The following is a 13,559-nucleotide window of genomic DNA, read 5'->3' as shown; positions in this document are numbered from 1 at the left end:
TTCAAATTCTTAAAGTTCTACGCCGATGGCTTGGTTTATCGAGCTTAAGCCGTCGTTTTTTAGTAATTTTGTAAGTTCATCATTTATATTTCTAGCAACTCTTGGACCATTAAAAATCATAGCTGTATAAACTTGAACTAAATTTGCACCCCATTTTATACGCTCATACGCATCATTTCCATCAAATATCCCACCACTACTAATTATCACGCCTTTTTTATGAATACTTGGTGCTATTGCTTTTAGCATATCTAAAGACTTATTAGCTAATACCTTACCACTTAAGCCTCCAACCTTAGTTAAATCACTCTTTTTGCTTAGTGAGTAATCTTGCGTTGTATTGCTTAAAATCACTCCTGTGGCATTATTCTCTAGTGCTGTTAAAGCAAGTTCAGTTGCTAAGCCAAAGTCCATATCAGGAGCAAATTTTATAAATTTTGGCACCGAATTAATCTCATTTAGTCTTTTAAAAATATTTTCAATAAACTCAGCATTTTGTAAATCTCTTAGATTTGGAGTATTAGGAGAGCTTATATTGATTACAAAAGCATCAGCATAAGGCTTTAGCTCACGCACTAAAATCTCATAATCATTTATCGCTTCTTCATTAGGTGTAATTTTATTCTTACCTATATTTATAAAAATCGGAGGCAGTTTTGAAAAGTTCTCACGCATTAGATTTGCCTTTGCAATTTCTACTCCATCATTATTAAATCCCATTGCATTGCGAATGCTAAGTTCATCTACTAAACGCTCAATTCTTGGACGAGGATTGCCTGGCTGAGCCTTAGGAGTAATCGCTCCAACTTCAATGAAGCCAAAGCCAAGATTTGCTAAAGGCGACACCACTTCAGCATTTTTATCAAATCCTGCTGCAAGTCCAACAGGATTGCTAAATTTCATTCCAAATAATTCATTTTCAAGGTTTTTATAAGTTTTTTTATAATCAATTACCTTTAAAAATCTTTGAGTTTTAAGTGCTTTTATAACCAGATTATGCATATCCTCAGGGTCAAATTTAAATATCACTTTTTTTGCTAATTCATACATTTACTTACCTTTATAAAGTTTTTGAAAAGGTCTTATCGCCTTTATTTTTCATATAAGCATCAAATCCCATGCAAATATTACGGATTAATAATGTGCCTGTTTCATTTACTTTTATTTCACCATCGCTAATTTGTAAAAACTCGGCATAGGTTTTTAAATGTTCTTTTGCATCTTTAAAATAATCCCAAAATCCGATTTTAAATTCCTTTTCAATCGCCTTAATATCTAGGCTAAAATTAGCCATTAGGCTCATTATCACAGCTTTTCTAATTAAATCATCATTACTTAACTTAATTCCCCTATGAAATGGTAGTTTGCCATTATCAATAGCTGCTTCATAATCATTTAAATCTTTATAATTTTGTGCGTAATAGTTAGCCCCTTCTCCAATACTTGTAAGCCCAACGCCAACTAAAATAGCCCCACCTTTTGTAGTATATCCTTGAAAATTCCTATGAAGCGTGCCGTTTTCTAAAGCCTTAAATAATTCATCATTAGGCTTTGCAAAATGATCCATTCCTATCATTTTATAACCATTTTCACCTAAAAATTTCGCAGTATGCTTTAGAATTTCTAGCTTTGTTTTAGCCTCTGGGATAGTGCTTTCATCAAATTTTCTCATATTCTTTTTAATCCAAGGCACATGAGCGTAATTAAACACAGCTAATCTATCAGGATTTATTTTAAGAATTGTCTCAAGTGTCTTGCTAAATGAGTTTAAATCTTGATAAGGTAAGCCATAAATTAAATCAGTATTTATGCTCTTTACCCCATTTTCCCTTGCAAGTTTTACAGCGTTTTGCGTAATCTCAAAGGGCTGAATTCTATGGATTTCTTTTTGCACTTTAGGATCAAAATCTTGCACTCCAAAGCTAATTCTATTTATGCCGTATTTTGCAAATACACTCATTTGCTCAACATTTAAAAATCTAGGATCAATCTCACATGAAAGTTCGCTATCAGGTAAAAACTCAAATATTTCATTAATTTTTTTAAGCAATATTTCAAGCTGGCTTGCGCTAAAAAATGTAGGCGTTCCACCGCCAAAGTGCATTTGAATAGCTTTTTTGGTTTTAAGATGAGTTTTTAAAATATCAAGTTCTCTTAAAATATAATCTAAATATCTTTCTTTTTTATCTTCATTTGCTGTATAAATCACATTACAGCCACAAAAATAACAAGCCGAACGACAAAATGGCAAGTGAAAATAAAGCGATAAAGGTTTATCAGTATTACTTTCTAAATCTTTTATATACTCATCATATTTATAATCTTCGCTAAACTCAATAGCTGTTGGATATGAAGTATATCTTGGGCCACTTGTTTGATATTTTGCTAATACACTAAAATCCATTTTTAACCCCTTAACATTTCGGCTAATTCTTTAGCATGATATGTAATTATTAGCTTTGCACCTGCTCTTTTAAAGCTAATCATAGTTTCCATTAAGATTTTTGGATAATCTACAAGCCCAGCCATTCCAGCGTTTTTAAGCATTGAATACTCGCCGCTTACATTATAAACGCATAGTGGAAGAAGTGAGTTTTGACTAATCTCTTTAACCACATCTAAATATGCTAAAGCAGGTTTTACCATTAATATATCAGCGCCTTGTTTTTCATCTTCTAAGCTTTCATGTAAAGCTTCTTTGCCATTTGCACTATCCATTTGATACGCTTTTCTATCGCCTTTTTTAGGAGCTGAGTTAGCTACATCACGGAATGGTCCATAGTATGCACTTGCAAATTTTGTTGAATATGCCATTATCGGTAAAGTATCAAAGCCATTTTCATCTAAAGCAGTTCTTAGAGTATGAATTATGCCATCCATCATTCCACTAGGTGCAATCATATCAACTCCAGCTCTTGCCATTACTAGAGCTTGTTTTGCTGAGTTTTTAAGCGTAATTTCATTGTTTAAATATCCATCTTCATCTAATACCCCGCAATGTCCGTGGTCTGTATATTCACAAAAGCACAAATCTGCTATTAAATAAAGCTCATTTCCAAAACGCTCTTTAATAGCTCTAATAGCTCTTGCAATTAGCCCATTTTCATTCATCGCATCACTTCCACAGCTATCTTTTGCACTTTCATCTAATACACCAAATAATAAAATGCTCTTAATTCCAAGCTTTAAACACTCTTCACATTCTGCTAATAATTCATCAAAACCTAGTTGATAAACCCCTGGCATTGATTTAATCTCAATTTTTGCATTTTTTTTATCTACTACAAATAAAGGGTAAATCAAATCGTTTAAGCTAAGTTGGTTTTCCTTTACTAAATCCCTAATTATAGGGCTTTTTCTAAGTCTTCTAAATTTACGCACACTAAACTCCTTTTTTTGTATAATTAGAGCTAATTAAATCAAAAAAGAGTTATTAGATGAAAGTTGAAGTTTCAAAACAAGCAAATTTACCTACAAGATTTGGAAATTTTATTATCCAATCTTTTAAAGAAAATGATAAAGAGCATTTAGTGATTATGAAAGGTGAAATTAATGATGAGGTTAATGTTCGCATACATTCTGAATGCCTTACAGGTGATGCTTTAGGCTCGCTTAAATGTGATTGTAGAGACCAGTTAAAAGCATCTTTAAGATATATTGAAGAAAATGGCGGAATGGTTATTTATCTTCGCCAAGAAGGTCGCGGGATAGGGCTATTTAATAAAGTAAATGCTTATAATCTTCAAGATAGTGGGCTAGATACTTTAGAAGCAAATTTACAACTAGGCTTTAAAGATGATGAAAGAGATTATAAAATAGTTGATTTTATACTTGAGTATTACAAGATTAAAAGCGTAAAATTACTTACGAACAATCCTTTAAAACTAAAAGCCATTAGTAAAGATGTAAAACGCATACCTTTAATAATGAAAAGCAATGATTATAATAAGCAGTATTTAAAAGTTAAATCGTGCAAAATGGGACATATGTTAAATGAATAATGAGTTTTTAGAATTCGTAAAAGAATTTGAAATAGGAATTAAGACTTTTAATAAAACCCATAATATTACAAGGCTAAAAGATATTAAAGCAGCAGCATTTGATAGCATTGAGATATTAAATTTCTTAGAATTTAAATCAGGAATTAGAGTTGCTGATATTGGCTCAGGTGCTGGATTTCCTGCTTTATTTTTAGCTTTTTTAAAGCGTGATTGTGAGTTTTATTTGTATGAGCCAAATTACAAAAAAGCTGCTTTTTTATCTTTAATGAAAGCTAAGTTTAATTTAGAAAATGTTTTCATTAAGCCGATTAAGGTTGAATGTGAAAATGATTTAAAATGCGATTTAATTACTTCAAGGGCTTTTGCAAAAACCGAGATGATTGTTACATTATGTAATAATATTTCAAACTCTAATACAAAATTCATTTTATATAAAGGCTCTTTCGTAAAAGATGAGCTAGATTGTTTGAATGATTTTAGATTGCACGAGAGAAACAATAGAATTTTTTTAGAATTTCATAAAAAAGATTTCAAAATTATTACAAATTAAGCTTAAATTATTTTTTTTAAGACTATAATTAGAAGATTATTTTAATTTTTATTTAAGGAGAAGTTATGGCAAATCCATCGCAAAATCTTGGCTATGATTATACCGTAGCTAAGTGGTTTATGTTCGCATGTATTTTGTTTGGCATAATCGGTATGGGAATTGGAACTTTAATAGCGTTTCAATTAGCATTTCCTGAGCTAAATAATATAGCAGGTGAATATTCTACATTTGGACGCCTAAGACCACTTCATACTAATGGTGTGATATATGGTTTTATGCTTAGTGGAATTTGGGCTACTTGGTATTATGTAGGTCAAAGAGTTTTAAAGGTATCTATGAGAGAATCAAAGTTTTTGATGTTCGTAGGTAAAGCTCATTTTATTATATTTATGATTACTATTTTATTAGCTGTTGTTAGCCTTTTTGCTGGTATTACGACATCTAAAGAATATTCAGAACTTGAGTGGCCATTTGATATTGCAGTGGTTGTTATTTGGGTTTTATGGGGAATGAGTATTTTTGGACTTATTGGAATTCGCCGTGAGAAAAGCCTATATATTTCTGTTTGGTATTACATTGCAGCGTTTTTAGGTGTAGCAATGCTATATTTATTTAACAATATGGAAGTTCCAACTAGACTTGTTACAGGAATGGGAAGCTGGATTCACTCAGTATCAATGTATGCAGGAAGTAACGATGCTTTAGTTCAATGGTGGTTTGGACACAATGCGGTTGCATTTGTTTTCACTGTTGCTATTATTGCTGAGATATATTATTTCTTACCAAAAGAAAGCGGTCAGCCGATATTTTCTTATAAATTATCATTATTTTCATTCTGGTCATTAATGTTTATATATTTATGGGCAGGCGGACACCACCTAATTTATTCAACTGTTCCTGATTGGATGCAAACAATGGGTTCAATTTTCTCTGTTGTATTGATACTTCCTAGCTGGGGTAGTGCTATAAATATTCTTCTTACAATGAAAGGTGAGTGGCACCAAGTAAAAGAAAGCCCATTAATTAAGTTTATGATTTTTGCTTCAACATTCTATATGTTTAGCACACTTGAAGGTTCAATTCAATCAGTTAAATCAATCAATGCTTTAGCACACTTTACAGACTGGATTCCAGGACACGTGCATGATGGAACACTAGGTTGGGTAGGATTTATGACTATGGCTGCAATTTATCATATGACTCCAAGAGTATTCAAAAAAGAGATTTATTCAAAGAAAATTATGGAATTACAATTTACTATTCAAACTTTAGGAATTGTTTTATTCTTTAGTTCAATGTGGATAGCTGGTATTACTCAAGGTATGATGTGGAGAGCTTATGATGATGGTGGTGCTTTACTTTACTCATTTATTGATACTGTTGTTGCATTACACCCTTACTTTATTATAAGAGCTATCGGTGGATTATTATACTTAATAGGATTTTTCATGTTTGCTTATAATATTTATAAGTCAGTTACTTCAAGCAGAAGCATTGAAGTTGAACCAAAATCAGCAAGTCCTATGCAAGCGTAAGGAGGTAAGATATGTTTAGTTGGTTAGAAAAAAATCCTTTCTTTTTTGCGGTATTTGTATTTGTTGTAATCGCTTATGCTGGTATAGTTGAGATTTTACCTGCATTTAGTCCAAACGCTAGACCTATTGAAAATAGAAAGCCATATACAACTTTAGAGCTTGCAGGTCGTCATGTATATATTAAAGAAAGCTGTAACGCTTGTCACTCACAATTAATTCGCCCATTCAAAGCAGAAACTGATAGATATGGTGCGTATTCAAAATCAGGTGAGTATGCTTACGATAGACCATTCTTATGGGGTTCAAAAAGAACAGGCCCTGATTTAATGAGAGTTGGTAATTATAGAACTACTGATTGGCATGAAAATCACATGAAAGAACCTGTTTCGGTTGTTCCAAACTCAATTATGCCTGAGTATCCGCATTTATTTAACAAAAATGCAGATTTAGAAACTGCTTATGCAGAAGCTTTAACTGTTAAAAAAGTTTTCAATGTTCCTTATGATGAAACTGGTTATCCAAAATTAGGCAGCTATGAAGAATCACGCAAAATGATGGTAGAACAAGCTACTCCTATTGTTGATGCGATGAGTGATGAGAATGTTAAAAAGGCGTTTGAACCTTGCCGTGCAAATGCACTTGATAGTAAATGTGAGATTAAAGAAATAGTTGCATTAATTGCTTATTTAAATAGCTTAAAGTAAGGAAAAAAATATGAGTTTAGTTGAAATTGCGCAATATCAAGGACACGCTTATTTTTTCTTAGTAGCATTTTTAACAATAGTTTTATATGCCTACATAGCGCATTTATATAAAGCTCAAAGAAGCGGCGAAAGAGATTATGAAAAGTATGCAAAACTTGCATTAGATGATGATATAGATTCATCTTTATTAGAAAATAGGAGAAAGTAATGAAGTGGTTTAACCTTTCTGATAATGTAAACTTGCTTTCTATTGTCGGTGCAACAATTATTGTTTTGGCTGTATTAATAGTAAGCTTAAATGCATTTAAGCAAATGAAAAACAAAAGAGAAGAAAGTGAATTAAGTGAGCATAGTTGGGATGGAATAGGAGAGTATAAAAACCCTGTTCCTACCGGTTGGGCTGTTATGTTTGTTGTTTTATTAGTATTTGCAGTATGGTATTTCTTAGCAGGATATCCGCTAAATAAATATTCATCAATAGGCGAATACAATGAAGAAGTTGCAGCTCATAATGCAAAATATAAAGAAAAATATCAAACTTTAGATGATGAATCAAAGCTAAATGTTGGTAAAAACTTATTCTTCTTACACTGCGCACCTTGTCATGGGGTTCAAGCAACAGGAATTAATGGCAAAGCTCAAGATTTAACAAAATGGAGCAGTGTTGCAGGTATATTAGATGTATTAGCTAATGGTTCAACAGGACTAGGCTTTGGTGAAATGCCAGCTGGTTTAGTTGAGGGTGATGATGCAAAAGCTGTTGCAACTTATGTAGCAAATGGTATGCAAGGTGAAGTTGGAAAAGATATTTTTGCAGACAATTGTGCAAGTTGCCATGGAGATAACGGCGAAGGAACAGAAGGCGTAGCACCTGCATTAAATATTTACACAAAACCTGATTTTATTAAAATGGTTTTAGCTAGTGGAAAAATTGCAGATAGTGATGCTAGTGTAAAAGTTATAGGTGCAATGCCTAGCTTTAAAGCTATGCTAAGTGAAGAGCAAATTGATGCGCTTTCACGCTATGTAAGCACATTATCAAAGGAGTAAAATATGGATAATCATAATAGAAATGTATTTGGTTTGCATGGAATTACAGGGATGTTAATAGCAACCGTTTTATTATTATCAATCCTTGTTGGGCTTACTATTTGGGGAATTAATGTTCAACAAAAAGAAATGAGAAATCCATACAAACTAGAAAAAATTGAAGATGCTAAAATGCGTGAAAGTAGAAGTTTAGAAGATTTTAGAAAGGACGCAAAATGAGCAAGTTATTAGAAACAATTATAGTTTTAGGTATGGTTGCGTTAGCTATTATCACTGCTTGGTCAGTTTTAACTCCTAATCACTTAGGTATAGGATGAAAAAATTAGCAATTATAATGCTTTTAGCTCTTGTGAATTTGTTTTCACAAGAGCCATTAAGCGTAAATGTATTAAATGAAATTAATATTTTAAGTAATGAATTAGAACAAAAAACAGGCGTTAAAGCAAGTGTTTTAATATCTAATGATTTGCCTTTTAAAGAGCTTAAAGAAAGCGTAAAAAATGAGAAAAATTATGCTTGTTTAGTAATGAGTTTAAAAGATAAAAAGCTTGATGTTATTAGTGATTTGGGCTTAGACTTTAGAAGTGTGACTGAATATTATTATTTAAAATATGGATTTTTTCCTACACAAGGTGCGATTTTACCGATACTTACTCAGCCTAAAGGAAATGATTTAGTAAATACTTCAGTATTAAATGGTTTTGCAGAACTTTGCAATGTAATTGCAGATAGTAAAAATGTTAAATTAGAAAATGGTTTTAGCAATCTAAATAGCAATATTATTAACACTTTAAGAATGCTATTTTATATATTTGTGATTATTTTTATATTTGTTTTAATAAAAAGAAAGGTTAAGAAAAAATGATAAAAGAAGGAAGATATTGGCCGTATTTAATCGTAGGTTCAATCATTTTTATGATGATTGCTTGTATTTACACGGTTTATTTATCATTTGGTTATCCTGTTGATGAAGATGAGAGCTATTTTTTAAAATATCAAGAAGTAGAGAAAAATTTCGCAGAAATTAAAGAAAGAGAGCAAGAATTTTTAAACAATTTTGCTTTAAGAGTAATTGGCGATAAGACAAGACTAGATATTACTAAACGCCCTGCGGTTTTTGTAGATAATGTAGTAGAGATAGAAATTAAAGAAAAATCAAAACTAAAAGCAAAAGATATAAGCACTAAAGCAAAGCTTACAAGACCACATACTAAGAATGAAGATAGGGTTTTAAGTGTTGATTTTGATGATAATGCAAAGAAATTTAAAGTTAATTTGGGTGAATTATCAGATGGTCGTTATACTTTATTAATTCATTTTAAGATTAATGAACTTTCTAAGTTTTATAAATTAGAATTATGTAAAAACCTTTGTAAATTACAAAAATAAACATACTAATTTCTTACTTCAAATTCCTATTTCAAATTCCAAGTAAAAATTTCTAATTTAAACAAAAGAATTTGAATTCGGAATTAGCATTTAAAAAATATAAAATAATAAATACTTTTATAATAAAAATTTATTTAATTAAATAAATATTTTTATTATTTTTAATAATATCTAATAAAGTATAAAATCTTTATAAATTATTTAATACTAAAAATAATAATTGTTATAAATTTCTTGCTAATATCTCAAAACTTATGAATATTATTTAAGGAGAAAAATTGAAAAAGTTAGCTTTAACAATATTAGCAAGTAGCGTGCTTTTAGCACAAGGTGTAGTAAATGTTTATACTTCAAGACATTATGATTCAGATAAAATCGTATTTGACGCATTTACAGCAAAAACAGGCATTAAGGTAAATCTAGTGCAAGATAAAATTGACCCACTAATTGCAAAATTAGAGCAAGAAGGCAAAGACACAAGTGCTGATCTTTTTATGACAGTTGGAGCTGGGGATTTATATAAAGCTAAATCAAAAGGTTTATTACAAGCTTACTCATCAAAATTAGTTGATGAAAAAGTTCCTGCAAAATTTAGCGATAAGGATAAAACTTGGGCAGGTGTAACTTATAGAGCTAGAGTATTTGTATATGATCCAAAACAAATCAGCGAAAAAGAGCTTAGCACCTACGCAGCATTAGCTGATGCTAAGTTTAAAGGCAAGGTTTTAACTCGCTCATCAACATCATCATACAATCGCCATTTAATTGCATTTATGATTGCTAAAGATGGCATCGATAAAACACAAGATTGGGCTAATAAATTAGTAGCAAACTTCGCAAGAGATCCAAAAGGTAACGATAGAGATCAAGCAAAAGCAATAGTAAGTGGCACAGGTGCAGTTGCTATTATGAATAGCTATTATTTAGGTAGAATGTCAGTTTCAAAAGACCCAATTGAGCAAGAAGTGTTTAAAAATCTTAAAATATTCTTCCCAAATCAAAATGATGGCGGAACACATATTAATATAAGTGGTGCAGGAATTACAAAATATGCTAAGAATGTAAAAGAAGCAACAGCTTTAATGGAGTTTTTAGTAAGTAAAGAAGCTCAAGAGATTTTAGCTCAAACAAACTTTGAGTTCCCAGTAAATAGTGAAGCAAGTCCAGCTGATGTTGTAAAATCATGGGGCGAGTTTAAAGCAAGTGAAATTGATTTTAACGAAATAGCAAAAAATCTTGAAGAAGCACAAGTAATAGCAGATAAGGCAATGTGGAAGTGAGAAAGTTAAGCGATTTTTTTGCTTATTTTTTACTTTTTATAATACTTATTCCTATTTTTTATGTAATGTTTTTTATAACACAGCCGATAAAGCCAAATACGGCTGTGTTGTTTGAGAGTTACTTAGGGGAGTATCTTAAAAATACAGCGATTATTTTATTTTTTACGCTTTTATTTTCAACTATAATCGGTGTATTTTTAGCATATTTTGAAAGTTTTTACGAGTATAGATTTAGGAAATTTTTTCGCTTTGTGCTAGTATTACCATTCGCAATTCCTAGCTATTTGTTTGCTTATGTTTATGCTGATTTTTTCTCGTATTTTTCGTGGTTTAATATATTTTTAAGAAATACTTTTGATATTAAAATCCACTTTGATATTATGAATATTTATGGGTGTATTTTTATATTTACAATATCGTTTTTTCCTTATGTTTATATATTAGCTAGAGGTTTTCTTGCAAGATTTTCAGCAAGTATTATAAATAGTGCAAAAAGTCTTGGTAAAAGTGATACGGAAATATTTTTTAAAATTATTTTGCCATTAAGTCGCCCTGTAATTGTAGCAGGTGCAAGTCTTTGTGCTATGGAAAGCCTTAATGCTTACGGAGCGCCTAATTATTACGGACTTCATGTATTTAGCACAGGTATTTATAAAGCTTGGATTGGATATAGCGATTTAAATGCTGCTATTAAATTAGCTGTGATTTTATTATTAATTGTATTTTTTATTCTTTTTGTTGAAAAGATTTTTAGAAAGCCTTATGAAATAAGCTCTAAAGAATATCCTATCACAAGGGTAAAACTTAGCAAAAAATCTAGTTTTATTATCATAAGTTTATTTTCATTAGTGTTTTTTATTTGTTTTTTACTTCCTATTATTCATATTTTGATTTGGTTTAAGAGAAGTTATTTTGATGTTGATTACTCAGCTTTATTTACGCTTAGCAAAAATAGTTTTTTCTTAAGCACGATTTCTAGCTTAATTATATTATTTGTAGCTATGTTTTTAGCATATAATCAACGCTTTAAAAGTGGCGTTAATAAACTTGCAATAAGTTCTTTAGCAAATATGGGTTATAGCATTCCTGGTTCGGTTATTGCTATTTGTATGCTTACTTTATTTATATCTTTTGATAGGTTAAATGCACCTATTTACGAGTTTTTTGGAATTAATAAGACTTTATTTTTAACACTTAGCCCTGTGGTTTTAATCTTTGCTTATGTGGTAAGATTTCTTTCACTTGGGTTTAATGGACTTGATGCAGGATTTAATAAACTATCAAGCTCAATTATTTATGCAAGGCAAAGCCTTAGCAAAAATCAATTAATAGGCTTTTTTAAAATTGAGTTTATGCTAATAATTCCAAGTTTTCTTAGCTCATTTATATTGATTTTTATAGAAGTTATAAAAGAATTACCACTTGCTAGCTTGCTTGCAACGAGTGATTTTAAAACCCTTTCGTTTGAAATGGACAGATACGCAAGTGATGAGCAGCTTGCTATGGTTAGTGCTCCTGCACTTGTTGTAATTATTACTTGCTTTATATTATTAGTTATTTTTAATTTTATTAAGGAAAGAAAATGAGTTATTTAGAATTTAAAAATGTTACATTTGGATATAAAGAGCCTTTATTTTCCAATCTTAGCTTTAGTTTAGAACAATCAGAAAGGCTAAGTATTTTAGGTCAAAGTGGAAGTGGAAAAAGCACTATTTTAAAACTAATTGCAGGTTTTATAGAATTAAAACAAGGCGAAATTATTTTAGATGGTGTAAATATCTCTAAACTTCCTGCATATAAAAGAAATATAGGATTTTTATTTCAAGATTACGCACTCTTTCCACATTTAAAAGTAATAGAAAATGTAACATTTGGTATAAAAGATGGCGATAAAAAAGAAATCGCTATGGATATTTTAAACTCACTTGAGATTAGCAACCTAGCAAATGCTTATCCAAAAACTTTAAGTGGTGGTCAGCAACAACGCGTTGCTCTTGCAAGATGTATAGCTCAAAAGCCAAAATTATTGCTTTTAGATGAGCCTTTTTGTGCATTAGACGCTAATCTTCGCTCTTCAATTAGAAGCTTTGTGCTTGATTATATAAGTAAATTAAATATCGCATGTATTATGGTAACTCATGATTTAGCCGATGTAAATGCCTTTAAATCAAAAATTTTAAAGCTTACTTGTGGATAAATAAAAGATCTTTTTTAAACAATAAATAAATAAAATTAAAATTATTAATTCTTTTTAAGTAGTATCTTGAAAATATTATTAAACTAAAAGGATAGATATGAAAAAATTTTATTTTTCACTTGCTTGTTTGGCTTTAATTGGTTGTGGCGATAGCAATACAGATATTGTAAAAAACGCTACTTTAAATTTTAATAAAACTATGACAATAGGAACTGCAATTGATAATTTTAATGATTGCAAGAGCGTAAAATGGAAAGATACTAGTAAAGGCGGTCAAAATATAGTAACTGCAACTTGCGAAATTAAAAAAGAGATTTTAAAGAATGAATTTAAAGAAAAGCAAGAAGCTTTTGAGAGCAAAAAAGCATCTAATCAAGCTGCAATTGCTAAAGAATATGAAACTATCAAAAAGAATTTACAAAATAAATGTAAGAGTGATTTAGAACTTCCAGATCTTCAAGGGATTTTAGAACTTACGAAAAAACATTGCGAATTAACCAAAAGAACTAAAGGTGTTGCATTCTCTTACTTAAAATGTGAAAAAACAATAAGTGATGAAATCAATAATTTTAATTGTGCGCCTAAATATACTGCTTATAATTTAGAAAATCTTTTAAAAGCATTTGCGTATTATAATGCAGAAGGAGAAGAAATTGTTTTATTTGAAACTCCTGTGGAAGTAAAATCAAGAACTTATAAAATTAGTTTTTATGTAAATACTGATAAAACTATTGATTTAAAAGATTCTTTTGTAATTGATGATGATAAAGAATTAGAAGTAAGCGCTGATAGAATGCTTCGTGAATTTTATAAAAGATAAGAGCTTATAAATACCTTTAAGACTAATGTTTTT

Annotated in this window: 16 protein-coding genes; 13 read left to right on the top strand and 3 right to left on the bottom strand. The window is 30.3% G+C overall.

Going from position 1 to position 13,559, the window contains the following annotated elements:
• Positions 1 to 9: 9 nt before the first annotated feature.
• The 3 genes from AVANS14531_RS02905 to hemB are packed head-to-tail and all read right to left on the bottom strand — an operon-like array spanning position 10 to position 3,381.
• Positions 10 to 1,050, bottom strand: a complete 1,041-nt coding sequence (locus AVANS14531_RS02905; protein WP_336611272.1) for a quinone-dependent dihydroorotate dehydrogenase — start codon at positions 1,048 to 1,050, stop codon at positions 10 to 12.
• A 10-nt stretch (positions 1,051 to 1,060) separates the two neighbouring features.
• The gene (gene hemN / locus AVANS14531_RS02900; protein WP_336611271.1) at positions 1,061 to 2,404 is read right to left on the bottom strand and encodes an oxygen-independent coproporphyrinogen III oxidase; all 1,344 of its coding nucleotides are present in this window, start codon (positions 2,402 to 2,404) and stop codon (positions 1,061 to 1,063) included.
• Positions 2,405 to 2,406: 2 nt separating this feature from the next.
• On the bottom strand, positions 2,407 to 3,381 hold the full coding sequence (hemB, locus tag AVANS14531_RS02895) for a porphobilinogen synthase (RefSeq protein ID WP_336611270.1): 975 nt from the start codon (positions 3,379 to 3,381) through the stop codon (positions 2,407 to 2,409).
• A gap of 56 nt (positions 3,382 to 3,437) precedes the next feature.
• On the opposite strand from hemB, the gene ribA reads away from it, so the two are divergent.
• From ribA to AVANS14531_RS02825, 13 genes are all read left to right on the top strand, one after another.
• Positions 3,438 to 4,001: a GTP cyclohydrolase II gene (ribA, locus tag AVANS14531_RS02890; protein ID WP_239817872.1), complete on the top strand. Its 564-nt coding sequence runs from the start codon at positions 3,438 to 3,440 to the stop codon at positions 3,999 to 4,001.
• On the top strand, positions 3,994 to 4,551 hold the full coding sequence (gene rsmG / locus AVANS14531_RS02885; RefSeq protein WP_336611269.1) for a 16S rRNA (guanine(527)-N(7))-methyltransferase RsmG: 558 nt from the start codon (positions 3,994 to 3,996) through the stop codon (positions 4,549 to 4,551). Before ribA ends, rsmG begins: the two co-directional genes overlap by 8 nt.
• Positions 4,552 to 4,616: 65 nt before the next feature.
• Positions 4,617 to 6,086, top strand: coding sequence for a cytochrome-c oxidase, cbb3-type subunit I (ccoN, locus tag AVANS14531_RS02880; protein ID WP_239817874.1), 1,470 nt, complete (start codon positions 4,617 to 4,619; stop codon positions 6,084 to 6,086).
• Between the two features lie 11 nt (positions 6,087 to 6,097).
• Positions 6,098 to 6,790 carry a cytochrome-c oxidase, cbb3-type subunit II gene (ccoO, locus tag AVANS14531_RS02875; RefSeq protein ID WP_336611268.1) on the top strand — a complete coding sequence of 231 codons (693 nt, stop codon included), beginning with the start codon at positions 6,098 to 6,100 and terminating at the stop codon, positions 6,788 to 6,790.
• Positions 6,791 to 6,800: 10 nt separating this feature from the next.
• Positions 6,801 to 6,998, top strand: coding sequence for a cytochrome c oxidase, cbb3-type, CcoQ subunit (locus AVANS14531_RS02870; RefSeq protein ID WP_239817876.1), 198 nt, complete (start codon positions 6,801 to 6,803; stop codon positions 6,996 to 6,998).
• Positions 6,998 to 7,840 (top strand): c-type cytochrome, encoded by an 843-nt coding sequence (locus tag AVANS14531_RS02865; RefSeq protein ID WP_336611267.1) that lies wholly within the window; start codon positions 6,998 to 7,000, stop codon positions 7,838 to 7,840. Before AVANS14531_RS02870 ends, AVANS14531_RS02865 begins: the two co-directional genes overlap by 1 nt.
• A 3-nt stretch (positions 7,841 to 7,843) precedes the next feature.
• Positions 7,844 to 8,059 carry a DUF4006 family protein gene (locus AVANS14531_RS02860; RefSeq protein WP_336611266.1) on the top strand — a complete coding sequence of 72 codons (216 nt, stop codon included), beginning with the start codon at positions 7,844 to 7,846 and terminating at the stop codon, positions 8,057 to 8,059.
• A gap of 94 nt (positions 8,060 to 8,153) precedes the next feature.
• Positions 8,154 to 8,705: a hypothetical protein gene (locus tag AVANS14531_RS02850; RefSeq protein ID WP_336611265.1), complete on the top strand. Its 552-nt coding sequence runs from the start codon at positions 8,154 to 8,156 to the stop codon at positions 8,703 to 8,705.
• Positions 8,702 to 9,229 carry a FixH family protein gene (locus AVANS14531_RS02845; RefSeq protein WP_336611264.1) on the top strand — a complete coding sequence of 176 codons (528 nt, stop codon included), beginning with the start codon at positions 8,702 to 8,704 and terminating at the stop codon, positions 9,227 to 9,229. Before AVANS14531_RS02850 ends, AVANS14531_RS02845 begins: the two co-directional genes overlap by 4 nt.
• A gap of 278 nt (positions 9,230 to 9,507) precedes the next feature.
• Positions 9,508 to 10,509, top strand: a complete 1,002-nt coding sequence (locus tag AVANS14531_RS02840) for a Fe(3+) ABC transporter substrate-binding protein (protein WP_336611263.1) — start codon at positions 9,508 to 9,510, stop codon at positions 10,507 to 10,509.
• A complete protein-coding gene (locus AVANS14531_RS02835; RefSeq protein WP_336611262.1) occupies positions 10,506 to 12,095 on the top strand; it encodes an ABC transporter permease in 1,590 nt (529 codons plus the stop codon). Before AVANS14531_RS02840 ends, AVANS14531_RS02835 begins: the two co-directional genes overlap by 4 nt.
• The gene (locus AVANS14531_RS02830) at positions 12,092 to 12,706 is read left to right on the top strand and encodes an ABC transporter ATP-binding protein (protein WP_239817884.1); all 615 of its coding nucleotides are present in this window, start codon (positions 12,092 to 12,094) and stop codon (positions 12,704 to 12,706) included. Before AVANS14531_RS02835 ends, AVANS14531_RS02830 begins: the two co-directional genes overlap by 4 nt.
• A 97-nt stretch (positions 12,707 to 12,803) precedes the next feature.
• The gene (locus AVANS14531_RS02825; protein ID WP_336611261.1) at positions 12,804 to 13,526 is read left to right on the top strand and encodes a hypothetical protein; all 723 of its coding nucleotides are present in this window, start codon (positions 12,804 to 12,806) and stop codon (positions 13,524 to 13,526) included.
• Positions 13,527 to 13,559 lie beyond the last annotated feature (33 nt).

The organism is Campylobacter sp. Cr9 (assembly GCF_020138295.1).
Taxonomy (GTDB): domain Bacteria; phylum Campylobacterota; class Campylobacteria; order Campylobacterales; family Campylobacteraceae; genus Campylobacter_E.
Note: the sequence above shows the minus strand (reverse complement) of the source record. Positions and strands in the feature narration are given on the sequence as shown.

Coding starts and splice junctions, on each gene's coding strand:
- AVANS14531_RS02905 (WP_336611272.1), bottom strand. CDS start 1,050: ATGTATGAATTAGCAAAAAAAGTGATATTTAAATTTGACCCTGAGGAT.
- hemN (WP_336611271.1), bottom strand. CDS start 2,404: ATGGATTTTAGTGTATTAGCAAAATATCAAACAAGTGGCCCAAGATAT.
- ribA (WP_239817872.1), top strand. CDS start 3,438: ATGAAAGTTGAAGTTTCAAAACAAGCAAATTTACCTACAAGATTTGGA.
- rsmG (WP_336611269.1), top strand. CDS start 3,994: ATGAATAATGAGTTTTTAGAATTCGTAAAAGAATTTGAAATAGGAATT.
- ccoN (WP_239817874.1), top strand. CDS start 4,617: ATGGCAAATCCATCGCAAAATCTTGGCTATGATTATACCGTAGCTAAG.
- ccoO (WP_336611268.1), top strand. CDS start 6,098: ATGTTTAGTTGGTTAGAAAAAAATCCTTTCTTTTTTGCGGTATTTGTA.
- AVANS14531_RS02870 (WP_239817876.1), top strand. CDS start 6,801: ATGAGTTTAGTTGAAATTGCGCAATATCAAGGACACGCTTATTTTTTC.
- AVANS14531_RS02865 (WP_336611267.1), top strand. CDS start 6,998: ATGAAGTGGTTTAACCTTTCTGATAATGTAAACTTGCTTTCTATTGTC.
- AVANS14531_RS02860 (WP_336611266.1), top strand. CDS start 7,844: ATGGATAATCATAATAGAAATGTATTTGGTTTGCATGGAATTACAGGG.
- AVANS14531_RS02850 (WP_336611265.1), top strand. CDS start 8,154: ATGAAAAAATTAGCAATTATAATGCTTTTAGCTCTTGTGAATTTGTTT.
- AVANS14531_RS02845 (WP_336611264.1), top strand. CDS start 8,702: ATGATAAAAGAAGGAAGATATTGGCCGTATTTAATCGTAGGTTCAATC.
- AVANS14531_RS02830 (WP_239817884.1), top strand. CDS start 12,092: ATGAGTTATTTAGAATTTAAAAATGTTACATTTGGATATAAAGAGCCT.
- AVANS14531_RS02825 (WP_336611261.1), top strand. CDS start 12,804: ATGAAAAAATTTTATTTTTCACTTGCTTGTTTGGCTTTAATTGGTTGT.